22 protein-coding genes are annotated in these 23,772 nt (G+C 33.5%); 12 read left to right on the top strand and 10 right to left on the bottom strand.

Going from position 1 to position 23,772, the window contains the following annotated elements; translation table 11 throughout:
* Positions 1-167: 167 nt before the first annotated feature.
* A complete protein-coding gene (locus BM238_RS13495; protein WP_090082396.1) occupies positions 168-2,948 on the bottom strand; it encodes a GH92 family glycosyl hydrolase in 2,781 nt (926 codons plus the stop codon).
* A 115-nt stretch (positions 2,949-3,063) separates the two neighbouring features.
* On the opposite strand from BM238_RS13495, the gene BM238_RS13490 reads away from it, so the two are divergent.
* Positions 3,064-4,167 (top strand): Mrp/NBP35 family ATP-binding protein, encoded by a 1,104-nt coding sequence (locus tag BM238_RS13490; RefSeq protein WP_090082393.1) that lies wholly within the window; start codon positions 3,064-3,066, stop codon positions 4,165-4,167.
* A 3-nt stretch (positions 4,168-4,170) separates the two neighbouring features.
* Positions 4,171-4,419 carry a NifU family protein gene (locus BM238_RS13485; RefSeq protein ID WP_090082390.1) on the top strand — a complete coding sequence of 83 codons (249 nt, stop codon included), beginning with the start codon at positions 4,171-4,173 and terminating at the stop codon, positions 4,417-4,419.
* A gap of 4 nt (positions 4,420-4,423) precedes the next feature.
* Here the strand turns inward: BM238_RS13485 and BM238_RS13480 are convergent, their stop codons facing one another.
* The 3 genes from BM238_RS13480 to ppk1 form a co-directional block, all read right to left on the bottom strand.
* Positions 4,424-5,197, bottom strand: a complete 774-nt coding sequence (locus BM238_RS13480) for an SGNH/GDSL hydrolase family protein (protein WP_090082387.1) — start codon at positions 5,195-5,197, stop codon at positions 4,424-4,426.
* A 112-nt stretch (positions 5,198-5,309) separates the two neighbouring features.
* Positions 5,310-6,197 carry a Ppx/GppA phosphatase family protein gene (locus BM238_RS13475; protein WP_090082385.1) on the bottom strand — a complete coding sequence of 296 codons (888 nt, stop codon included), beginning with the start codon at positions 6,195-6,197 and terminating at the stop codon, positions 5,310-5,312.
* Positions 6,198-6,206: 9 nt separating this feature from the next.
* Positions 6,207-8,264 (bottom strand): polyphosphate kinase 1, encoded by a 2,058-nt coding sequence (gene ppk1, locus BM238_RS13470; protein ID WP_090082382.1) that lies wholly within the window; start codon positions 8,262-8,264, stop codon positions 6,207-6,209.
* A gap of 158 nt (positions 8,265-8,422) precedes the next feature.
* On the opposite strand from ppk1, the gene BM238_RS13465 reads away from it, so the two are divergent.
* From BM238_RS13465 to BM238_RS13455, 3 genes are all read left to right on the top strand, one after another.
* Positions 8,423-8,791 (top strand): c-type cytochrome, encoded by a 369-nt coding sequence (locus BM238_RS13465; protein ID WP_090082379.1) that lies wholly within the window; start codon positions 8,423-8,425, stop codon positions 8,789-8,791.
* A 169-nt stretch (positions 8,792-8,960) separates the two neighbouring features.
* Positions 8,961-10,850, top strand: coding sequence for a molecular chaperone DnaK (gene dnaK / locus BM238_RS13460; protein ID WP_090082377.1), 1,890 nt, complete (start codon positions 8,961-8,963; stop codon positions 10,848-10,850).
* 155 nt (positions 10,851-11,005) lie between these two features.
* Positions 11,006-11,524, top strand: a complete 519-nt coding sequence (locus BM238_RS13455) for a thioredoxin family protein (protein WP_090082374.1) — start codon at positions 11,006-11,008, stop codon at positions 11,522-11,524.
* 88 nt (positions 11,525-11,612) lie between these two features.
* Here the strand turns inward: BM238_RS13455 and BM238_RS13450 are convergent, their stop codons facing one another.
* Positions 11,613-12,179 (bottom strand): tetratricopeptide repeat protein, encoded by a 567-nt coding sequence (locus tag BM238_RS13450; RefSeq protein ID WP_090082371.1) that lies wholly within the window; start codon positions 12,177-12,179, stop codon positions 11,613-11,615.
* A 212-nt stretch (positions 12,180-12,391) separates the two neighbouring features.
* Here BM238_RS13450 and BM238_RS13445 point away from each other — a divergent pair, with 212 nt between their 5' ends.
* From BM238_RS13445 to BM238_RS13430, 4 genes are read left to right on the top strand one after another with little or no spacing between them, the layout of a single operon-like run.
* On the top strand, positions 12,392-13,408 hold the full coding sequence (locus BM238_RS13445) for a nucleoid-associated protein (RefSeq protein ID WP_090082783.1): 1,017 nt from the start codon (positions 12,392-12,394) through the stop codon (positions 13,406-13,408).
* A gap of 50 nt (positions 13,409-13,458) precedes the next feature.
* Positions 13,459-15,642: an ATP-binding protein gene (locus BM238_RS13440; protein WP_090082369.1), complete on the top strand. Its 2,184-nt coding sequence runs from the start codon at positions 13,459-13,461 to the stop codon at positions 15,640-15,642.
* A gap of 9 nt (positions 15,643-15,651) precedes the next feature.
* Positions 15,652-16,200, top strand: a complete 549-nt coding sequence (locus BM238_RS13435) for a biliverdin-producing heme oxygenase (RefSeq protein WP_090082366.1) — start codon at positions 15,652-15,654, stop codon at positions 16,198-16,200.
* Positions 16,201-16,223: 23 nt separating this feature from the next.
* Complete coding sequence (locus BM238_RS13430; RefSeq protein ID WP_090082363.1) at positions 16,224-16,958, top strand: DNA-formamidopyrimidine glycosylase family protein; 735 nt, start codon at positions 16,224-16,226, stop codon at positions 16,956-16,958.
* A gap of 45 nt (positions 16,959-17,003) precedes the next feature.
* On the opposite strand, the gene cysK is transcribed toward BM238_RS13430, so the two are convergent.
* Both cysK and epsC read right to left on the bottom strand, forming a co-directional pair.
* Entirely contained in the window at positions 17,004-17,942 is a 939-nt protein-coding gene (gene cysK, locus BM238_RS13425) for a cysteine synthase A (RefSeq protein ID WP_090082360.1), read from the bottom strand.
* Positions 17,943-17,971: 29 nt separating this feature from the next.
* Positions 17,972-18,787, bottom strand: coding sequence for a serine O-acetyltransferase EpsC (epsC, locus tag BM238_RS13420; RefSeq protein WP_090082357.1), 816 nt, complete (start codon positions 18,785-18,787; stop codon positions 17,972-17,974).
* A 381-nt stretch (positions 18,788-19,168) separates the two neighbouring features.
* Here epsC and BM238_RS13415 point away from each other — a divergent pair, with 381 nt between their 5' ends.
* Together BM238_RS13415 and pafA are read left to right on the top strand one after the other, a co-directional pair.
* Complete coding sequence (locus BM238_RS13415) at positions 19,169-20,095, top strand: malate dehydrogenase (RefSeq protein WP_090082355.1); 927 nt, start codon at positions 19,169-19,171, stop codon at positions 20,093-20,095.
* Between the two features lie 279 nt (positions 20,096-20,374).
* Positions 20,375-22,018 carry an alkaline phosphatase PafA gene (gene pafA / locus BM238_RS13410; protein ID WP_090082352.1) on the top strand — a complete coding sequence of 548 codons (1,644 nt, stop codon included), beginning with the start codon at positions 20,375-20,377 and terminating at the stop codon, positions 22,016-22,018.
* Positions 22,019-22,123: 105 nt separating this feature from the next.
* On the opposite strand, the gene BM238_RS13405 is transcribed toward pafA, so the two are convergent.
* Both BM238_RS13405 and BM238_RS13400 read right to left on the bottom strand, forming a co-directional pair.
* Complete coding sequence (locus BM238_RS13405) at positions 22,124-22,651, bottom strand: DUF4136 domain-containing protein (RefSeq protein WP_090082350.1); 528 nt, start codon at positions 22,649-22,651, stop codon at positions 22,124-22,126.
* A gap of 33 nt (positions 22,652-22,684) precedes the next feature.
* On the bottom strand, positions 22,685-22,873 hold the full coding sequence (locus BM238_RS13400; RefSeq protein WP_090082347.1) for a C1orf53 family protein: 189 nt from the start codon (positions 22,871-22,873) through the stop codon (positions 22,685-22,687).
* A 36-nt stretch (positions 22,874-22,909) separates the two neighbouring features.
* Here BM238_RS13400 and BM238_RS13395 point away from each other — a divergent pair, with 36 nt between their 5' ends.
* Positions 22,910-23,239, top strand: a complete 330-nt coding sequence (locus BM238_RS13395) for a hypothetical protein (RefSeq protein WP_090082345.1) — start codon at positions 22,910-22,912, stop codon at positions 23,237-23,239.
* 1 nt (position 23,240) lies between these two features.
* On the opposite strand, the gene uraH is transcribed toward BM238_RS13395, so the two are convergent.
* Complete coding sequence (uraH, locus tag BM238_RS13390) at positions 23,241-23,648, bottom strand: hydroxyisourate hydrolase (protein WP_090082342.1); 408 nt, start codon at positions 23,646-23,648, stop codon at positions 23,241-23,243.
* Positions 23,649-23,772 lie beyond the last annotated feature (124 nt).

Below are 23,772 nucleotides of genomic sequence, written 5' to 3'. Positions count from 1 at the left end.
TTTTTTTGCCAAAAACACACAAATTTTTTACCAGGGTTTTTGTCATTCCGTAGGAATCTCAGCGCTGAGATTCCTACGGAATGACGAAGTGACTTTTTAGAATTACTAATTATAAAAAATTCAATAAATCTGCGTCATCTGCAAAATCTGCGAGAGAAATAATTAATTTACTTCACCTCAATTTCATCAATAAAAATAAAAGCATCACCGCCAAAACCCTGATGCCATTCTGGTAATTTTCCAAAATTGTAGGCTTTGATTTTTACGTATCTTGCTTCAGTTGGAAAAATTTCAGCCGTGTATTTTTTAGTTAAAACATCATTATGTTTTGGATCAATGTCTGTTGTAATGCTTTTAATTAAGAAAAATTCTTTGTTATTATTAGAGACATAATAATCAATTTTTGTTGGCATCATAATCCACGAGCGCGAATCCTGCAGGAAATCTGCGGAAATTTCTGTAATTTTTTTAGTTTGTTTTAAATCAATTATGGCTTCAAAATCTTGACTTTGATAACCTTGCCATTCACCTTTTTTCCAATTCTCATCGCCATAAATACCGTCTATTAAAGCATCTGCGCCGCCTGCCGAATATTGCGGATTAAATTCTGACTTAATTGAAATGCTGCAATTACTTGGTTTTTTATAGAATTTTGCACTGATAATATTGCTTTCGCCGGTTTTATTTTTAATGTAAGATTTGATAGTTGAGGTTTTATCAATATTAAATGGTTGGGAATAAATTTTAAAATTTTCATTAGAATTATCAGGGTCTAAAACCTCGTAATAAATTACATCATCAGAATTTTGCGACGAAATTTCAATCTTCATTTTATCCTGAAAAGATTTGCTTTCCGCTTCAATAATTGGAACGGTAATAATTTGCGGATAATCATTTTTAACCTCAGATTTTTTGGAAAAATTATTTAAAGAAGAAATAACTTCAGAAATATTTTCCGCTTTTTTACCATCAATTTTTATTTTAATATTGTTAAAATAAGGTTTTGTGGTTTGCCAGGCATCGCTTCCAGGCGTCACTTTATATAATCCAATCGAACTCAAAACGTACCACGCGCTCATTTGTCCACAATCTTCATTTCCAATTAATCCGTCTGGCGAATTTTTATAAAAATTATCTAATATAAATTTTACTTTTTCTTCGGTTTTTTCAGGTTTTCCGATATAATTATAAAGATAAGCCATGTGATGACTTGGCTCATTTCCGTGCGCATATTGCCCGATCAATCCCGTTACGTCGGCTTGTTCACGACCCGTCGTTTTACTTTCGCTGTTAAACATTTCGTCTAATTTGGCTTCAAATTTTTCTTTTCCACCAAAGGCTTCAATCATTCCCGGAATATCCTGCGGCACAAAAAAATTGTATTGCCAACCGTTGGCTTCTGTATAATTATTGGTAACTTCTTTCGGGTCAAAATTTTTCAGCCAACCGCCATTTTTCTTGGGCTGAATAAAACCGGTTTTATAATTAAAAAGATTTTTCCAGTTTTGAGAGCGTTTCATGAAATAAGCGTAATCTTCCTTTTTATTTAAAATCTGCGCCATTTGCGCAATACACCAATCATCATAAGCATATTCCAAAGTTTTAGAAACGCTTTCACTGTCGTCATCCACGGAAATAAATCCGTTTTCTTTGTAGGCTTTTAAACCTAAAACATCGCGCATCGCGGAAGATTTACTCGCTTCAAATGCCTTTTCGTAATCAAAACCTTTTATGCCATCTTTCATAGCATCTGCAATCACAGAAACTGAATGATAGCCAATCATACAATCGGTTTCATTGCTCGCCAATTCCCAAACCGGCAATCTTCCGCCTTGTTCAAATTGTTTAATGAAAGTATTGATATAATCGGAAGTCCGTTTTTTATCAATCAACGTGTAAAGTGGATGCGCCGCGCGAAAAGTGTCCCAAAGTGAAAAAACACTGTAATAATCAAAACCTTCTGCAGTGTGAATTTGATTATCGCGACCTCTATATTTTCCGTCCAGATCTTGCGCAATATTGGGCTGAATCATCGTGTGGTAAAGCGCTGTGTAAAATATTGCTAATTTATCTTTATCCTCAGAAGTAATTTGAATTTTAGATAATTCTGTGTTCCAAAGTTTTTCAGCGGCGAGTTTTGTTTTGTTAAAATCCCAGCCTTTTATTTCTGACATATTTAATTTTGCGCCGTCATAATCTGTTGGCGAAAGCGAAACTTTTACCAAAATTTTCTCACTTTTTTTGACTTGTTTAGAAAAACTTAAAGCCAGTTCAGTTCCTCTGTATAATTTGTCACTCTTGGTTTCGTTTGCTTTTGCTAAATTAATTTTCATCGGAACATTAAATTCCAAACGCGCATAAACATATTGATTTCTTGCCCACGCTTCACTTCTCCGCAAAATTTCTACTGTTTTATCATCAATAATTCGAACTTCACCTTCCAGCAATTTATCTCTGTGATTTAAATCTAAAATGATATTCGCTTGTCCGTTTTTGTTAAAAGTATATTCTTGAAAACCAACTCTTGCAGAAGAAGTTAATCTGACGTCAATATTATCTTTATCCAATTTCACCGAATAAAATCCAGCCGAGGCTTTTTCATTTTTATGAGAAAAAGTGGAAGAATAAATTTTATTATCAAAAGACGGATTTCCCATTGTCGGCATCAACATAATATCCCCAAAATCCGAAACGCCGGTTCCATTTAGATGCGTGTGAGAAAATCCGTAGATCACTTTATCATCATAATAATACCCGGAACAACCGTCCCAACTTCCATCAATTCTTGTGTCCGGCGATAGTTGAACCATTCCGTGGGGAACTGTTGCACCAGGAAAAGTGTGACCATGACCGCCAGTTCCGATAAATGGATTAACGTTTTTAGCATAATCCTGCCCGAAAAGATTTAGGATGAAAAAAGAGAATATGAGAAGTAAAAATTGGCGCATTATTTTTTCTTTAAATATAATAAATAAATGAGACTCATCAGTTTTATCTGTTTTTAATCAGTCTAAATTTAAATTAATATTCCGTAAATTTGTGACGCAAAATATTTACAATTTTATGTTATCAAAAGAACGGGTTCAGGCATTTTTAAAAGAGATCGAAGTAGAAGATCTGGTTCATAATTTTCAGGTTATGGGCGACCAGGTTTATATTGATATGACGGCGCATTCACCAGCAATGCATGAAAAAAAGAAACTTGAAGTCGCTATGAAACAGGCTTTTGCAAGTGAATTTGGCGGAAATGTTGAGGTTAAATTAAAAATTGCTTCACCCGAACCAACTGAAGTTCAGAAAAATCAAATTAAAGGTAAAGAAATTCCTGGTATTCAAAATATTATCGCTGTTGCTTCCGGAAAAGGCGGTGTTGGAAAATCTACTGTGACGGCAAATTTAGCCGTGACTTTAGCGCAAATGGGTTTTAAAGTTGGCGTTTTAGATGCTGATATTTATGGACCTTCTATCCCAACAATGCTTGATACAGAAGGCGGTAAACCAACTTCAGTAACTGTTAATGGTAAAGAATTGATGAAGCCCGTTGAAAATTACGGTGTTAAAATGTTATCGATCGGTTATTTTTCCGGTGCAAATCAGGCCGTTGTTTGGCGTGGACCAATGGCGAGTAAAGCATTAAACCAAATGATCCGCGATGCAGATTGGGGCGAACTCGATTTTTTATTAATTGATCTTCCACCGGGAACCGGCGATATTCATTTATCGATCATTCAAGAAGTTCCTGTAACTGGCGCAGTGATCGTAAGTACGCCACAACACGTTGCTTTGGCGGACGTTAGAAAAGGAATTGGCATGTTCACGATGGACAGTATTAACATTCCGGTTTTAGGTTTGATAGAAAATATGGCATATTTCACACCTGCAGAATTGCCGGAAAATAAATATTATATTTTTGGTCAACAAGGCGCGCAATACTTAGCAGAAGATATGGGAATTCCTGTTTTAGGTGAAATTCCTTTAGTTCAAAGCATCAGAGAATCCGGCGATATTGGAAGACCTGCCGCCTTGCAGGAAAATTCAGTTTTAGCGCATATTTTCAAAAAAGTTGCGCAAAATATGATCGAAAGTTTGGTAGAAAGAAACACAAATCTTCCAAAAACTGAGGCGGTAAAAATCACGACAATGGCCGGTTGTTCCCCAAAAAAATAAAAAATGACACAAGATAGAATTTCTACAAATTTAGAAACCAAGGTTTTAAATGGTCTTGAAAGCATCCGTCCTTTTTTAAATAAAGACGGCGGCGATATTGAACTTTTAACTATCGAAAATAATATCGTAACCGTAAGATTATTAGGAACTTGCGTTCAATGTCCGATGAGCGTTTCTACGATGAAATTTGGCGTGGAACAAAAAATAAAAGAATTTGCGCCGGAAATAACTGAGGTGATCAGTATTGGCTAAATGACTAGATAATTTTTTCTTTATTTAAAACAAATTCTGCCACAATTTCTGCCCAAAGTTGATAAGAAATTTTTGATGGATGAATGCCATCGCTGAATAATTCTTCTAATTCCAGATCCAGATTTAATTTGTCTCTCCAACTGCTGAAAGTGATAATTTCAGGATCAAAATAAACCAGTCTTTCTTTCGAAGCGACGTCTATCATTTGCTTCTGTAGATTTTTTACCCAAGAAATCATTAACTTCTTTAGTTTTGGCGTTAATGCTGGAAAATCTTCAACCGCTGGAAAATTGATGAAAATTAAAGGCGTCTCAGGAAATTTTTGTTTCAAATTTTTAATTAATTCTTCTAAATTTTCTCTAAAACTTTCCGGGTGCGTCAATTCAAAAGCATCGTTGCCGCCAATTCCGATAAAAATAAAATCTGCTGTTTGATCGGGAATATTAGGTATAATTTCCGTTGCGATTTTTTTTACATTAAAACCACTTTTGGCAAAAACTTTCCAACTGACATTTTTATTTAATTTTTCAGATAAAATTTTAGAAAGTGCGCCGCTAAAACCTTCAGAATTCGTTGCAACGCCAACGCCCGAAATCGTGCTCTCGCCAATGAATATAACATTTAAAAATTCATCATTACCAATTAAAATTTCACCTTCCAGATCTGGCGCATTTTTCATTTCGGGCAAATTTTTTCGTATGACTTTACTTTCTAAATATAATCCGGGAAGTTTGGGAATTAAAGGTAAATAGTGTTTTATTTTTTTAAGACTAAGCATTTGGTTTACGGGAAATTTAATTTTTTAAAATTAGAGAAAATTAGGAAAAACTTCTCAAAAAGAAATATGCGCCAAGTAATTAGTAATTTTTCTAAAATCTAAAATCTAAAATCTAAATTTTCTCTTTCAAATTAGCATAAATATTCTTGATCAAACCGTCGGCAACCGAAATTTTCGGCACAAAAATTTTACTGATTTTTGCCCATTGCATTACATTATTGAAGATTTTTAAAGCTGGAACAATTACATCTGCGCGGTCTTCCCGAAAATTAAATTTCCGCATTCTCGCCTGCACGCTAAGATCTGAAAGTTCTGCATAATATTTTTTAAGATAAGAAGTCGCCATTGGCTTCCCATCTTTTGTTTTACTCATCGAGAAAATTTTATTGATATTTCCGCCAGAACCGATCGCGGAAATAACTTTTTCACTGGTGATATTTTTAGAAATTTCATCCTTCATTTCGGTCCACATTTCTTTAGTTACCAGACCATTTAAAAGTCTTATCGTTCCAATATTAAAAGATTTTTCAAAGACCATTTTTCCGTTTTCAAAAAAAGTGATTTCTGTGGAACCACCGCCAACATCGATGTATAAATAGGATGTTTTTTGATCCATATTTTCTGCGATGTGATTTTCAAAAACCAAACCTGCTTCTTCATCACCGGAAATAATTTCAATGGAAATGCCGCTTTCCATTTTGATTTTTTTAATGATTTCTTCACCATTTTTTGCGTCGCGCATCGCACTGGTCGCACAAGCTCGATAATGATCGACTTCATACATTTTCATCAGATCGCTGAAAATTTTCATGGTTTTTATCGTCATTTCTTCGCGCTCCTTGCCAATTTCACCTTTAGAAAAAACATCCATTCCCAAGCGCAGCGGTACGCGAAGAAGATTCATTTTCACAAATTCCGGTTCTTTGTTTTTTTCCTCAATTACTTCATTTATAAGCAACCTTGCGGCGTTACTACCAATATCTATTGCGGCTATTTTCATAATTTGATCTTAGTTTTTGTTTCGTAAATAATGGTAAGTTTCTATCTGTGACCGAAATTTTTCACCTTCAGAATCGACATATTTATTTTTTAATTTATTATCTAAAATTCTGGCTTTTACATTATCTTTTAGTTGAATTTCTAAAATATTTTTTAGTTCTTCTTTTAAATTTTTTTGATTAATTTTTACTGCAGCTTCTATTCTGTAATCTAAATTTCTCGTCATAAAATCAGCGGATGAAATGTACATATCTTCTGCGCCTTTGTTGTAAAAATAAATAACTCTCGCGTGTTCTAAATACTCATCCACAATAGAAATACTGTCGATTTTTTCCTTAAAATCTTTTTGATTTATGGCGCAGTAAATGCCGCGAACAATAGTCTTGATCTTTACACCTGCTTCTGCAGCGCTGTATAATTTTAAAATCAATTCTCTGTCACTTAATGAATTTACTTTTATAATAATTTCTGCTTTTCTGCCAGCTTTGGCTTCATTAATTTCTGTATCAATTTTTTCTATAAATTTCTCCCGCATAAAATTTGGACAGACCAGTAAATACCGGCAGTTCTTTAAAATTAATTCGGGTTTTAATTTTGGTTTATTTAAAACACTGAAAACCTTATTAATATCGGCCATTATCTTTCTGTCAGAAGTAAGAAGCAAATGATCGCTGTAAATTTTTGCTGTTTTTTCATTAAAATTTCCTGTTGAAATAAAACCAAACTGAACGGTTTTATTGTGCACGCGTTTTTTAATAACGCATAATTTCGCATGTACTTTTTTATCAGGAATACCAACCAAAACCTTCACTCCTTCTAACTCCAATCTCTCTTTCCACATTAAATTTGCCTCTTCATCAAACCTTGCGCGCAACTCGATCATTACCGTTACGTCTTTGCCATTTCGAACGGCATTTATCAAAGTATTCACAATTTTCGAATTACTAGCCAATCTGTAAGCTGTGATCGCAATTGACTTCACATCAGGATCCATAGCAGATTCACGAAGAAGATCGATGACCGGCGCAAAGCTGTGGTAAGGAAAAGTCAGCAAAATGTCTTCCTTTAAGACAACATCCATTACACGTTGATTTTGAAATTTTTGGTGTAAAAATGAAGTTCTTTCAACCGGTTTTTTATCATTTTTAAAAACATCCGGGAAATCCATAAAATGTTTAAAATTATGGATCTTATCACCTGCGATAATACTGTCTTTTCGGCTTAAGTTTAGTTTATTGATCAGAAATTCTAAAAAATCTTTATCCATTTTTCTGTCAAAAACCAATCGTGTTGGTTTCCCTTTGCGACGACTTTTTATGCCGTGTTCTATTTTTGTGGCAAGTGTCGTTTTAATGTCATTATCAAGATCAAATTCAGCATCTTTTGTAACTTTAAATGCGTGGGACGAGAAATGGTCATAGCCGAAATAAGAAAAAATATGCGGTAAATTATAAGTGATAACATCCTCTAAAAGCATCACGTTTCTGTCCTCATTTTCCGAAGGTAAAATTACAAAACGACCTAAAACTCGTGAAGGAACTTCTATTAACGCAAAGTTTTCTGAAGTTGAATCTCCGGTTTTTTTCATTGCAACACCAAGAAACAGACTTTTATCCCGAAGATATGGCATTTTTGTATTCTCATAAAGCAAAATAGGAATAACGTTCGATTCAACTTCTTTGTCAAAATACCGAACTACGAATTCTTTTTCCTTTTCATTTAAATTTTCAGCAGTTTTAATGAAAACATTTTGATGCGCCATTTCCTCCTGAATAATTTCCCAGGTTTCGCTAAAATTATTTTGCTGTTGAATAACAATTTCGTGAATTTCACTTAAAATTTTGGAAGGTGCCTGGAAAAAAGATTCTGCTATAAATTTTTGCTTAAAATCCATCGCACGCTTTAAACCTGCGACACGAACCCGAAAAAATTCATCAAGATTATTAGAAAAAATTCCCAAAAACCGTATTCTAAGATGAAGTGGTACACTTTCGTCCATTGCTTCCTGCAAAACGCGCTCGTTAAAAGCAAGCCAGGTAATATCTCTCGGATTAAAATGCTGTGACATAAAAATAATTTAAACTCAAAAATACCACTAAAATGGTGAAATATTGGTTAAAAGTTGAATTTAAAGATTAACATTTATTCATTTGAAATCAATTTTTTATTGAATGATTTTAGAATATTTACTTTTTTAAATTTTAACTTTGTTAAAAATTTTTAGTTATGAAAAATGTTATTCTTTTTAGTGTCCTTTCCTTTGCCCTATTTTCTTGTAATAAAAAGGAAACAGGTGAGAAATCTGATGGTAATTTGATTGAAAATAATTCTGCGAAAGTTCAGCTTTCCGGTGAAGTTTTAATTCAAAATTCAGATTGTGTAGGTTGTCATAATAAAGATGAAAAAATGGTCGGTCCTTCTTACAAAGAAATCGCATCAAAATATCCTACAAATGACAAAAATATAGATATGCTTGCCTATAAAATTATCAATGGTGGAAGTGGAAACTGGGGACGGGTTCCGATGCAGGCTCACGTTGGTTTAAGCAAGGAAGATGCGAAAGAAATGGTGAAATATATTTTGGCTCAGAAGTAAAATTTTTAATAAATTAGAATATTAAAAACTGTTTTCAAGCAAATTGGAAGCGGTTTTCTTTTTTTACAATCTTAATTAATGTCAAAATGTCACAAAACTGTCTGTGGTATAAAAATTGAGAATTTGGCTTCGTACAAAGAAATAGAACATTAATATAAAAAATAAGAATATGAGTAAAATAATTGGAATTGATTTAGGAACAACAAACTCTTGTGTAGCCGTAATGGAAGGTAAAGATCCTGTTGTAATTCCTAATGCAGAAGGTAAAAGAACAACACCATCAATCGTTGGTTTTGTTGAAGATGGTGAAAGAAAAGTAGGTGATCCTGCAAAAAGACAAGCGGTTACAAACCCTACAAAAACGATTTATTCCATTAAAAGATTCGTCGGAACACATTTTTCTGATGATGCAACTGAAGTTTCCAGAGTGCCTTACAATGTTGTAAAAGGTGCAAATGATACTGTGAAAGTAAAAATAGACGATAGAGAATATTCGCCACAAGAAATTTCTGCAATGATCTTGCAAAAAATGAAAAAAACGGCGGAAGATTATTTGGGTCAGGAAGTAACAAGAGCCGTAATTACAGTTCCGGCTTACTTTAATGACGCACAAAGACAAGCGACAAAAGAAGCAGGTGAAATCGCAGGTTTAACTGTTGAAAGAATTATCAATGAGCCTACAGCAGCGGCTTTGGCTTATGGTTTAGACAAAGCGCATAAAGATCAAAAAATTGCGGTTTACGATTTAGGTGGTGGTACTTTTGATATTTCTATCCTTGATTTAGGTGATGGCGTTTTTGAAGTTTTATCAACAAATGGTGACACCCATTTAGGTGGTGACGATTTTGATGATGTAATTATCAACTGGATGGCGGATGAATTTAACAAAGAGGAAGGTTTAGACTTGAAAAAAGATCCAATCGCTCTTCAAAGATTAAAAGAAGCGGCTGAAAAAGCAAAAATTGAATTGTCTTCTTCTGCACAAACAGAAATTAATTTACCATATATCACAGCGACTGCAACAGGTCCGAAACACATGGTGAAAACTTTAACGAAAGCAAAATTTGAGCAATTGGCTGCAGATTTAGTTAAACGTTCCATGGATCCGGTTGGGAAAGCATTGAAAGATGCAGGACTTACAGTTTCTGACATTGATGAAGTAATTTTAGTGGGTGGTTCTACAAGAATCCCGGTTATTCAGGAAGAAGTAGAAAAATTCTTTGGTAAAAAACCTTCAAAAGGTGTAAATCCAGATGAGGTTGTGGCTTTAGGTGCAGCGATTCAAGGTGGTGTTTTAACAGGTGATGTGAAAGACGTTCTTTTATTAGACGTTACGCCATTATCTTTAGGAATTGAAACAATGGGTTCAGTTTTCACTAAATTAATTGACGCCAATACAACGATTCCTACTAAAAAATCTGAGACTTTCTCAACTGCAAGTGATAACCAACCAGCAGTTTCTATTAGAGTTGGACAAGGTGAAAGACCGATGTTTAATGATAATAAAGAAATCGGACGTTTTGATTTAACAGATATTCCACCGGCACAAAGAGGTGTTCCACAAATTGAAGTGACATTTGATATTGATGCCAATGGTATTTTAAATGTTTCTGCGAAAGACAAAGGAACAGGAAAAGAGCAAACCATTAAAATTCAAGCCTCTTCAGGATTATCCGAAGAAGAAATTGAAAGAATGAAAAAAGAAGCGCAGGAAAATGCAGCGGGTGATGCTAAAAAGAAAGAAGAAGTAGAGGTTTTAAACAAAGCAGACGGATTGATTTTCCAAACAGAAAAACAATTGAAAGAATTTGGTGAAAAATTGTCTGCAGATAAAAAAGCAACTATCGAAACTGCTCATACAGAATTGAAAGCGGCTTATGAAACGAAAGATGTAGAATCTATCAAAACCAAAACCGAAGCATTAGATGCAGCGTGGATGGCAGCGACAGAAGAAATGTACGCTCAAGGACAAGGACAACCCGGCGCTGAACAAGCACAAGGAAATCCTGAAGGTTCAACTGAAGATGTGCAGGATGCAGATTTCGAAGAAGTGAAGTAAGACTTTAGAATCTCATATATAAAAATTCCTCTAATGAAAATTAGAGGAATTTTTTTTGTGTCATCGTGAGAAACGAAGCAATCCGTTTAAAATTTTTTGTCTAAAAAATCTCTAAATCCTCAAAAAATCCTAATTTTACCTAAAATAAAAAATAAATGAAATTCACAAAAATCTTAGTTGTCGCTTTATTATTTGGTTTTATGCAGATTGCTTTTGCGCAGGAAAATGCAGAAGTTGTTATTGCAAATGCACAGAAAAAAGCAAAAGCAGAAAATAAAAACGTCATGGTTTTCTTCCACGCTTCCTGGTGCGGTTGGTGTAAATTAATGGACAAAAAAATGAACTTGCCTTCAACTAAAAATTTATTTGATGATAATTATGTTGTTGCGCCAATCGATGTTTTGGAACGCGGGGAAAAAGAAAAACTGGAAAATCCGAACGGTGAAGATTTCATGGCAAAATATGGCGGAAAAGATGCCGGACTTCCATTTTTTGTATTCATTGATAAGAACGGAAAAGTTTTAGACAATTCTTTAACTGAGAAAAAAGAGAACCTCGGTTGTCCTTCTACGCCGGAAGAAATTGATTCTTTTGTAAATAAAGTAAAGAAAACTTCGAAATTAAATGAGACCCAATTAGCAATAATTAAACAGGTTTTTACTGATAAATTGTAAATTCAATTAAGGTCAAAAATATCAATTCCTCTAATGAAAATTAGAGGAATTTTTTAACTAAAAAATGCCTCAAAAAGAGGCATTTTAATTATTGATTTAGAAATGTTTTCAGCTTCGTTGCATCGGCATTCATTGGATCATATTCCAAAGATTTTGCAATATGTTGTTTTGCAGATTCCTTATCCGTGTCTTTCAGATTGTAGGCTACGAAGAATTCCGCGTAAGCTAGATTCTTTTTATTCGCTTCCAATTCTTCAGGTTTTACTGAAGTTATGTACTTTTCATAGGCCGTTTTTGCATTCGCATCGTCTTTCATACTTTGGTAAACGTATCCTTGACTATAATATCCCGGTGCCCAGTCTGGCAATAAAGTTGAAATATTTTTCCAGGTTGCAAGTGCGTTCGGTAAATCTTTCGCGTCCTGATAAGCGGTTGCTAATTTTACCAGCGCTGCAGTATCGTTTGCATTAGTTGCTACTTGTTTTTTTAAAGTGTCGATTTCAGGGTTTGCAGAAGCTGTTTGTGTTTGTGCGGTTTCAACTTTTGCGCTGTCGCTCGGCATTGTCGTAGTTTGTGCATATCCGAAACTTACTGCGCCAAAAAATAAAGTTGCAATTACCGCTTTTTTCGTATTGATCATTTTTTGCTTTTTCATTTTCAATGTTGTTTTGATTAATATTTTTAATTGGCTTTCTTGAAACCAACAATAATTCCACTTTTTCTAATATTTTGAAACTTTAATATTATTTATAACAACTTAACTATTTATTGAGCAGGAAAAATTTAGCCTGGAAATTTTTATTTTTCTTTAAATATTTCCTGCTTCAATCTTTTAAAAATATCTTTGCAACCAACAAAAAATCAAAAATGCTCTCAAAAATTATAGTTCACAAAGTCGGGAATAAAATCAATCAGGAAAACCTTTTTCTTTCGGAAGAAGAACTTCAGATTGATGAAGATATGAAGGAATTGTTGACCGATTATTTCCTGAATGCTTTTAAATCTGAAGAACAATTTCAGTTTTACAGCGATTCTTATTTGTCTTTAAATCCGATCTATTCTTCGGTTGCAGAGATTTTTGAAGATAAAGACAAGTTCAGATTTGAATCTGAGAATATTGCGAAACATTTATACGAAATTTCGGAAAATCCGCGCGTTCAAGGCGGTGAAATGTTTGTGGTTTATTTTGAAGGCGGAATCACTGAGGAAGGCGATCAAATCGACTCGATCGGAATTTTTAAAACAGAAAATAAAAATCCTTTTCTTAAAATCTTGCCGAAAGATGAAAATTATGAGATTGAAAAAGATTACGGAATCTCATTAGCCAAATTGGATAAAGGTTGTTTAATTTACAACACTGATAAAGAATCCGGTTTTGCGATTTCTGTGGTTGATAATAATAAAAATGGCGATCAATATTATTGGTTTGAAGACTTCCTAAAAGTAAAACAGCGTGATGATGAATATTTTCACACGCAGGAAACTTTGTCGGTTTTCAAGGATTTTATCATCAAACAATTGCCGCAGGAATTTGAAGTCAACAAACCTGATCAAGCCGATTTTTTAACCAAATCAATCAACTTTTTTAAAGAAAAAGAAACCTTCGATTACGATGAATTTACCAAAGAAGTTCTAAAAGACGAAACTGTAATTGAAAGTTTTTCCAATTTTAAAAGTGATTATGAGCAGGAAATGCAGGTTTCTATTTCAGAAGAATTTCCAATTAATCAAACTGCGGTAAAGAAAAACCAGCGCTATTTTAAAAGCATCATTAAATTGGATAAAAACTTTAGCATTTATGTTCACGGTGATCGAAAAATGATTCAGCAAGGACAGGATGAAAATGGCAAATTTTATATGCTTTACTTCGAGGAAGAAAAATAAAGGTTTTAAAATAAAAGATTATCTTTGAACGTTTTAACTTACATTTTTCTATGGATTTTGTCGCCTGTCATGAAGAGCAGATTCACATTCCCGGATATATTCAAAGTTTTGGATATTTGATCGGGTTGGATTCAACTTCAAAAAAAATAAAGTTTTTCAGTGAAAATCTTCCTGAAATTTTCCCCGTGAAAACCTCTTTTTTTGGTAAAAATCTGGAAGATTTTGATGGTGTTTTTTCTGCCGTGACCAGTTCTGATAATTACCGTCATTTAAGTAAAAATTCTTTAAATGAAGCGGAAATTTCCTTTAATACTGTTTTAATTTCAAATATAGATTATCATTTTACAGGTTTTCGATCCGGTGAATTTATTTTTTTGCAGTTCGAGAAGAATATTGAAGAAGATAAAAAGAAAATTTTTCTGTCCTGCAAATATGACAATATTAACAAATCAAAATCCGAAGAAGCGATTTGGAACAATCTTTTAAGTGCTTTTACGGACACTGTCGGTTATGACAGAATGATGGTTTACCAATTTCTGGAAGACGGAAGTGGAAAAGTGATCGCCGAGAAAAAGAATGATAATATAGAAAGTTACCTTCATTTACATTACCCGGAAAGCGATATTCCGAAGCAAGCAAGAGAACTTTATCTTAAAAATAAAAAAAGAATTCTGAGCGATGCTGATTGTGATCAGGTCGCCATTTTAAGTGAAACTGATGAAAAAATAAATCTTACTCATTCCGATCTAAGGGCAATGTCGCCCATTCACAATCAGTATTTAAAAAATGGTGGTGCAGTTTCCAGCTTTAGCACGTCTATTATTATTGATGAAAAATTGTGGGGATTAGTAACCTGCCAGAATATCACGCAGAAACATATCAACCTTATTAATAGAATTCAGGCCGAAGTTTTAACAATTATTGCGGCAAATACTTATACGGCAGTGATTGCAAAACAAAGCTTAGAGGTAAGTCTTGAACTGGATAAGAAAAATGCGCTGTTGATGCAGAAATTTTTAAATTTTGAAAATTTAGATATTGCACTTTATGAGAATATAGAAGAAATTTGCAAATATCCAGATGCTGATGGTGTCGCAATTATCATCGCAGATAAAATTGAAACTTTTGGAAGTACACCTTCTGAAGAAGATATTTTGAAAGTGAGAGATTGGGTTCGCGACGATTTGACAGAAAATTTCTTTTTTAGTAATGAGTTTAAAAATTCATACTTTCCGGATATAAAAAATGCTGCCGGTATGGCAACTGCTTACATTGACAATACGAAGAAAGAACTGATTTTGTGGTTCCGGAAAGAATTGGATGAAGATATTCTATGGGCAGGAAATCCCGAGAAAACTTTTGAATCTGTTACTGAAGGCGGTGTTGAAAAAATGATGATTTCCCCGCGTAAATCTTTCGCGATCTACAGGGAAAGTATCAAAGGAAAATCTGAACCCTGGAAATTAAAGGATGAAATTGCCATGAGAAAAGTGGTTGAAATTGTTCTTAAAGCATCACATAGTCAGTTTGTTAAGGTAAAAGAACTCGTTGCAGAACTTAAGGAAGTTAATGAAGAACTTGACAGTTTTTCTTATACCGTTTCTCATGATCTTGGAACGCCGCTTACGGTCATGAAAATCAATGCGCAAATGCTTTTGATGAAAAATAAAGAAGATGAAAATCTTCAAAAAAGAGTAGGCGGAATTATTTCGGAAATTGATGGAATGGCTGATATGATGAGAAATGTTTTGCAGTTAAGTAAATCAAAATCGCAGGAAATTGTCTTAAAAGAAGAATCTACAAAAGTTTTAATTGAAAAAATAAGCAGCGACTCGAAATTATCTTACGGAAAATCTGAAACCGAAATTATAGTAAAGGATTGTCCGGCAGTTCTTGCTGATAAAACTATGCTTTATCAGATTTTTCTAAATGTCATTACCAATGCCGTGAAATATTCTGCGCAACAGGAAAATCCTTTGGTAGAAATTAACGGTGAAATTGTTGATAACGAAGTCGTTTATAAAATTTCAGACAATGGAATTGGTATTCAAAAAGAAGAAGAAAATAAAATGTTCAAGGTTTTTAGCAGAATGGATAACGCGAGATCCTATAAAGGAAACGGAATAGGTTTGTCCATCGTAAATCGTATTATGAACCGTATCGGCGGTGAAATTTCCTATGAAAGTTTCTCTGGTAAAGGCACGACATTTATATTAAAATTTCAAAAACCGTAATATATTTTAATGATTTCGATTCTTTTAAAAGAACAAACAAGAAGTTTACACGATCAGGTTGAAGAAAGATTATTGTCAAAAAAAATAATGGACAAAAGTTTTGATTTAAATGATTACCGTTTCGTTTTAAAGCACAATTATAATTTTATAAATCATTTTGAAGAAGCAGTTTTTTCTAAAATTTCAGTAGAATCAGCAGAAAAATTGCATCCTGAAAAACGAAGAAAATTGCCGGCTATTACAAAAGACATTTTGCTTTTCGATATTTCGCGTTTATTTGAAAAATCCAAGTTATCTTTAAAAAATGAAGCTGAAGCTTTTGGCATTTTATATGTGATGGAAGGCGCCACTTTGGGCGGAAATATGATCGCAAAAAATCTGTTAAAAAACATACATTTCGATGGCGTAAATTTTAATTATTTCGGTCTTTATGGTGATCAGACCGGTTTTTTATGGAAATTATTTATAGAAAATTTAGAAGAAAAATCGCAGTTTTTTGATGATCAGGATTTTTTAAACGGCGCAGAAATGGCATATCAGTTTTTGTTAAATCATTAATTAAATTTTTTAAATAATACCAAATGCCTGAAGGTCCATCTATACTTTTCCTGAGAAATAAATTACAAAGATTTAAAGGTAAAACCGTATCTGAAGCGTCTGGATATGGCGAAATGGACAAGTCTAAAATTGAAAATATTAAACTGGAAGATATTGATGCTTTTGGTAAAAATTTACTTTTTGTTTTTAAAGATTTTTTCATTGCGGTTCATTTAGGACTTTTCGGAAGTATGTTGGTTAATAAACGCAAAAAGGTAAACGCCAGTTTTGCCCTGCATTTTGCAGAATCCGAGATTAATTTTTACGTCGCAAAAACTAAATTTTATCAAGGAAAACCAGATGATTATTTCAACTTTAAAACTGATATTTTAAAACCTGAATTTGATGCGGATTTTGTCTTAAATGAATTACAGACAAAACATTCTGAGCAGATGATAGGGGATGTTTTAATGGATCAAAATTTATTTACAGGCGTTGGAAATATTATCAGAATTGAAGCATTATACCACGCGAAAATTCATCCTGATAGTATGATAAATGTAATTCCGGAAAAAAAGTTGATTTTTTTAATTAAAATGGTTGTGGAATATTCTCAGGAATTTTTAGAACTATTAAAAACCGATAAGGTGAAAGAATCTGCGACAATTTATGGTAAAAAAACCTGTCCAAAAGACAAAACCGAATTGGTGATTGAAGAAATGGGCAAAGTAAAACGCAAAACGTATGTTTGCGAAAAATGCCAGAAACTTTACAAATAAAAAAATCCCGTTTAGAAGCGGGATTTTAAATTTTAAATTGAAATTCTATTTATTTTCGTCGTAAAGATTTTCCTCAAAAAGCCCATCAACAGACCAGTATCTCTCGCCGGTATCGTAGTTGAAAGTCAATATTTTTGAACCTTCAGGTATTTCACTCAATTTTTTATTAATTGCTGCTAAAGAAGCACCTGTTGAAATTCCTGCTAAAATTCCTTCTTCAGCGGCTAATCTTTTAGTAAAAGCAAATGCGTCCGCTTTTTCGACCTGAATTATTCCGTCAAGAACTTCTGTGTGTAAATTTTTAGGAATAAAACCTGCGCCAATTCCCTGCAGAGGATGAGGTCCAGGCGCGCCGCCGGAAATAACGGGTGAATCTTCAGGTTCAACTGCAAAACTTTTCATATTTGGAAATTTTTGCTTTAAAACTTCTGTCACACCTGTGATATGACCGCCGGTTCCAACGCCAGTAATGTAATAATCAAAACCTTCCGGGAAATCTTTTAGAATTTCTTCTGCGGTAGTTTTAACGTGAATTTCAAAATTTGCAGGATTTTCAAATTGCTGCGGAATCCAGGAATTTTCAATTTCATTTCCCATTTCGATAGCTTTTTTAATAGCGCCGGAAGTTCCCGCTTCTTTTGGTGTCAAAACGAATTGCGCGCCATAGGAGCTCATTAGTTTTCTGCGTTCAACACTCATACTTTCCGGCATTACCAAAACTAATTTGTACCCTTTTACGGCGCAAACCATTGCCAAACCAACACCTGTATTTCCGGAAGTCGGTTCAATAATTAAAGTGTCTTTGTTAATTTTCCCTTCCTGTTCGGCTTTTTCAATCATCGCCAAAGCAATTCTGTCTTTAATACTTCCGCCCGGATTTTGCTTTTCCAATTTCATATAAACTTCAACATTTTTCGGGAAAAGTTTATATATTTTAATTATCGGCGTATTTCCGATTGCTTCTAAAATATTGTTCAGTTTCATATCTATATTTTTTTAAAATTATTCTATTTTTAAATGCTAAAAACGATTGGCTCGTGTGTGGGAAATTTATTTTTAACTGTCACTTGTCCTTTGTGAAAAACTACTGAATTTTCATCAACGCTTGCCGTGATCCAGACATTTCCGCCAATTAATGCATTTTTTCCAATTATCGTATCGCCGCCCAAAATTGTCGCGTTTGCGTAAATAACGACGCCGTCTTCAATAGTTGGATGACGCTTTACATTTTGTAAATTTTTAGCCACAGAATGCGCACCCAAAGTCACACCTTGATAAATTTTCACGTTACTTCCTATAATCGTCGTTTCACCGATCACAATTCCTGTGCCGTGATCAATAAAAAAATTTTCACCAATTTGAGCGCCGGGATTGATATCGATACCGGTTTTACTGTGTGCAAATTCTGTCCAGATTCTGGGAATTAACGGAATTCCTATTTTATAAAGTTCGTGCGAAAAGCGGTAAATCGCCACGGCAAAAAAACCAGGATAAGAAAACATCACTTCTTCTTTGCTTGTTGCGGCAGGATCGTTTTCTAAAATTATCTGCGCATCGTTTTCTAAAGTTTTGTAGATTTTCGGAAAATTTTCAAAAAATAATTCGGTCTGAAAATTATCTTTTATATCAGTTACAGAATATAAAATATCATTAAACTCGTTTTTAAAATCATTTAGCCTGGATTCGATATTGCTGAGTTCTGCGCATCTTTGATATTCTAAAAAAAATATAAACCTAAAGAAACGGTCGATAAAATCTTCAATTTTCTTTTTATCAATGTCAAATTTTCGGTTAGAATAGCCCTCGTGCAAATGCTTTGCGAAACTCATTTTTTGTTTAAATTTAAAACAAAGATAGTCTACAATTTTAGTATTCTTCTTGATTTAGGTTAGCAAATAATGATAAGAACCATAGATTTTATTTATTCTTTGGTAAATATTTAATAAAACTTTAATAAATACAAAATTGCGCAAAACTTCAATATTTTGTAAATTTGAGAAATCTATAATATGAAAACGCAAGTTTCTATATTTCCATTAAAAACATTAGAAAAAATAATATGAAAACAAAGGTTTCCATATTTCCATTAAAAAACAATAAATAAATTAATATGAAAACGTAAGTTTCCATATTTCCATTAAAAACAATAAATAAATTAATATGAAAACGCAAGTTTCCATATTTCCATTAAAAACAATAAATAAATTAATATGAAAGTTACCGTAGTTGGCGCAGGAGCAGTAGGTGCAAGTTGTGCAGAATACATCGCAATGAAAAATTTCAATTCTGAAGTTGTTCTTGTTGACATAAAAGAAGGCTTTGCAGAAGGAAAAGCAATGGATTTAATGCAAACCGCATCCCTAAATGGTTTCGATACCAAAATTACTGGCACAACTGGCGATTATTCTAAAACAGCCGGTTCAAAAGTAGCTGTTATAACTTCTGGAATTCCACGTAAACCGGGAATGACGCGCGAAGAATTGATCGGCATCAACGCCGGAATTGTAAAAGAAGTAACTCAAAATTTAGTAAAACATTCACCGGATGTGATCATTATCGTGGTTTCTAATCCGATGGATACGATGGCTTATTTGGTTCATAAAACTTCAGGTTTGCCAAAAGAACGCATTATCGGAATGGGTGGCGCATTAGATTCAGCCCGTTTTAAATACCGTTTGGCGGAAGCATTAGATTGCCCAATTTCTGACGTAGATGGAATGGTGATCGCGGCTCACAGTGATACAGGAATGTTGCCATTATTATCAAAAGCAACAAGAAATGGTGTTTCTATTTCAGAATTTTTAGATGAATCAACTCAAAATAACTTAGCCGAAGCAACGAAAGTTGGCGGTGCTACTTTAACAAAATTATTAGGAACTTCTGCTTGGTATGCGCCGGGCGCAGCGGTTTCGGTTTTGGTGCAGTCCATCGTTTGCGACCAGAAAAAAATGATTCCATGTTCCGTAATGCTTGATGGCGAATATGGCGAAAGCGACATTTGCATGGGCGTTCCGTGTATCATTGGGAAAAATGGAATTGAGAAAATTGTTGATATTTCCCTTACTGATTCTGAAAAAGAAAGTTTCGCAACCGCTGCAAAAGCCGTGCGTGAGGTCAATGGTGATTTAGGATTTTAAGAAATCAATCAAATAAATATAAATTGTCCTGTCGTTTTTCGGCGGGATAATTTTTTTTAGAAGCAAGAAGATTTTGGTTTTTGTTTCAAAAGAGTTCCCGCTTTCCACTATATCTTTTTCTTTTTTTTCAAAAGAAAAAGGATACCGTTTCAATCGGGGCTAAGAAGACCGGGGGTTTTTATTTTTGAAAAGTTTAAATTTTATTATAAAATTAATACAGCACAGATAACGCTTCCCAAACATTTCCTTAAATTTGAATTAATATTTTAAAAATGAAAAATGTTTAGAAAATTCACGCTCATTACACTTGCGATTTGTTCAACAGGTTTATTTGCCCAAAAAAATAAAAATACAACTTTACAAAGACCAAAACTTGTTGTTGGTTTAGTAGTCGATCAAATGCGCTGGGATTATCTTTACCGATATTATGATAAATACCAAAATGATGGTTTTAAACGATTATTAAATGAGGGTTTTTCTGCTAACAATGTGCACATTCCTTATATTCCAACTTACACCGCGGTTGGCCACAGTTCAATTTATACAGGATCAGTTCCTGCAATTAATGGAATTCCCGGCAATGACTGGTTTGACAAATCACTGGGGAGAAGCGTTTACTGCACAGAAGATGATTCCGTAAAACCCGTTGGTACTACAAATGCAAAAGTGGGAAGCCAATCCCCGAAAAATCTTTGGTCTACGACAATGACCGATGAATTAAGAATTGCTACTAATTTTCAAGGAAAAGTAGTTGGAATTTCTTTAAAAGACCGCGCTTCCATTTTACCTGCAGGACATAATCCAAATGGTGCGTATTGGTTCGACGATTCCTCCGGAAATTTTGTGACAAGTTCTTATTATATGAAAGAACTACCTAAATGGCTAAATGATTTTAATGCAGAAAAAGTTCCGGATAATCTAGTGAAAAATGGCTGGAATACTTTGTTGCCAATTTCAGAATACACGGAAAGTTCGCCAGACAATTCACCGTGGGAAGGACTTTTGGGAAGTGCAAAAACGCCGACTTTTCCGTACAGTAATTTTGCAGCGGATTATCAAAAAGATAAAGACAATATCAGAACTTCGCCTTTTGGAAATACTTTAACATTAAAAGCCGCTGAAGCCGCATTAAAAGGGGAAAGTTTAGGCGCTGACGCCATTACAGATTTTTTAGCGATAAATTTAGCTTCAACAGATTATGCCGGACATAAATTTGGACCAAATTCTGTGGAAGTAGAAGATGTTTACTTACGTTTAGACCGGGATTTAGCCGAATTTTTTAAATATTTAGACAAAAATGTGGGTGCAGGAAATTATACCGTTTTTTTAAGTGCAGATCATGGTGGCGCACATTCTGAAGGTTTCATGGAGGAGCATAAAATGGCGACTGGTTTTTATGGTGAAGATGCGAAAAAAGAGTATAATCAACTTTTAAAGGATAAATTTAAAGTTGAAAAACTTGTAAGTTCTTACACGAATAGCCAAATTTATTTAGATGATAAGTTGATGGATGACAATAAATTAGACGGTGATGAAGTGAAAAATTATTTGATTAATTCTTTGAATAAAGACAAAAGTGTTTTGTTTGCTGTTGATATGAAAAAAGTAGCGCAATTTTCTATTCCGGAGCCGATTAAAACAAGAATTATAAACGGTTTTAACTGGCAAAGAAGTGGCGATATTCAAATCATTTACCACGATTCACTTTTGCCAAGTTATTCAAAACTGGGAACGACGCACGGCGCCTGGAACTCGTATGATTCTCATATTCCGTTAATATTTATGGGTTGGGGAATTAAAAAAGGGGAAAGTAACAAAGATTATTACATGACGGATATTGCCTCAACGATTTGTGCGCTTTTGCACATTCAGTTTCCCAGCGGAAATGTTGGAAACCCGATTACTGAGGTTTTAGGAAAGTAGAATTAAGATTCAAGAGCGAAGAGCCAAGAATCAAAAAAAAAAAACCAAAAAAACTGTTCAAATCTTTAAACAGTTTTTTTGGTTTTATATATCAAATTTTGAAATTTATTTTTTCATTTCTGGAGGATAATTTGCCATAATTTCACTTACGATTTCCGGAATTTGTTTTTGTTTTGTTTTTGGCGAATCTACAGAAATTCCTTTTCCAATTCCCTGCCAAACCAATTTTTGGGTTTTTGCGTCAACAAGATCAACTATAAGTGAACCTTCATTATAGTTATTGCTAAAAGTTCTGCTCATCCCAAAACCAAATCCACCATATCCAAATCCTCCGTATAATCCATAAGGACTGCTTTGAACGTCATTTACTTGTTTATGATTGGCTTTTAAATTAACAACTAAATCAGGCATTTCAGAAACCTGTAATCCTTTCATTTGAAGCTGTTTTGAAACTTCATTAAGAACGCGGTCTTTATCGATATCATTGAGATTGAGATCACTAATTCTCAATTTATAAGTTTTATAATTACTAAAATTAGCAGTTTCAGCATAATCAGATCTTACCTGAAAAGGGCTGCAGGAAGTTAATCCCAGAACTACTGCAAATAACAGAGCGAAATATTTTTTTTGCATGATGGTTTTTTATTTAGAGTTAAATTATTTTATTTAAAATTTTTTGTCTGCACCAATTACTTTTTTGAAGGAATCAGTTTTTTTATCGTAACCAAAAGGACAATGTTTACAGCCGCTTTTGCAGCAATAACCACGTTTTAAATGGTATTTTTCCGTAAAAACCCGGTAGCCCTGTTCGTTGTAATAAAAGTCTTCATTCTCTTTGATTTCTTTTTCTATCATAAGTTAAATCCTAAAAATCATTTTTATATTTGCGCTATGATATTAGTTTGTAATCTGCTACTCAAAAATACGAAAATAAACGGCATTACGCTTTTTCCTTTTATTCTTTTAAAAAATTCTTCAGATAAAAAAAATAAGATCCTGCTTAATCATGAAAAAATTCACCTTCGTCAGCAGTTGGAAATGTTTATTGTCTTTTTCTATCTGTGGTATGTTTTAGAATATTATTATTTACTGATTAAATTTAAAAATCCCTATTTTGCTTACCAGAATATCAGTTTTGAACGTGAAGCTTACAGTAAAGAATATGATTTAAATTATTTAAAAACCAGGAAATTTTGGAATTTTACCAAATATTTAAAATAATTTAACTTCCTCTATAAGTGGAATAACCGTACGCTGAAAGGGTAATTGGCACATGAAAATGCGTTTTTCCTTTGATCTCAAAAACAAGTTCTATAAAGGGATAAAAACTTTCCTCTTTTTGTTTTTCAAAATATGGTTTCGTTAAAAAAGTATATCTGTAGATCCCAGAATTATCTTTGTCGTTTTTTAAAAAATCAGGGATTCTTCCATTTTCATCTGTCGTTTTCTGATCTACATAATCCCATATTTTTGTTTTAGAATTCATCTTTTCTAATTTAATGGAAACGCCACTTGCAGGCAAACCTTTAGAAACATCTAAAATATGTGTTGAAAGCTGAAAATCTTTGCTCTGCGCAAAAGAGAATGAGGCGAAAAGTGCCAAAATAAATGTGATAATATATTTCTTCATGATAATTTTTGGAGTAGATTAAATTCCAACAAGAATTAACAATCGATTTACCAATTTGTACACTTTGATTTTTATCATAAAAAAAGAGACTTTAAAAAAAGTCTCTTTTATATCGGTCTATTTT

The sequence above is a fragment of the Halpernia frigidisoli genome, assembly GCF_900113805.1.
GTDB classification, from domain to species: domain Bacteria; phylum Bacteroidota; class Bacteroidia; order Flavobacteriales; family Weeksellaceae; genus Halpernia; species Halpernia frigidisoli.
The sequence above is the reverse complement of the archived record's forward strand: the minus strand, read 5'-3'. Positions and strand labels throughout refer to the sequence as shown.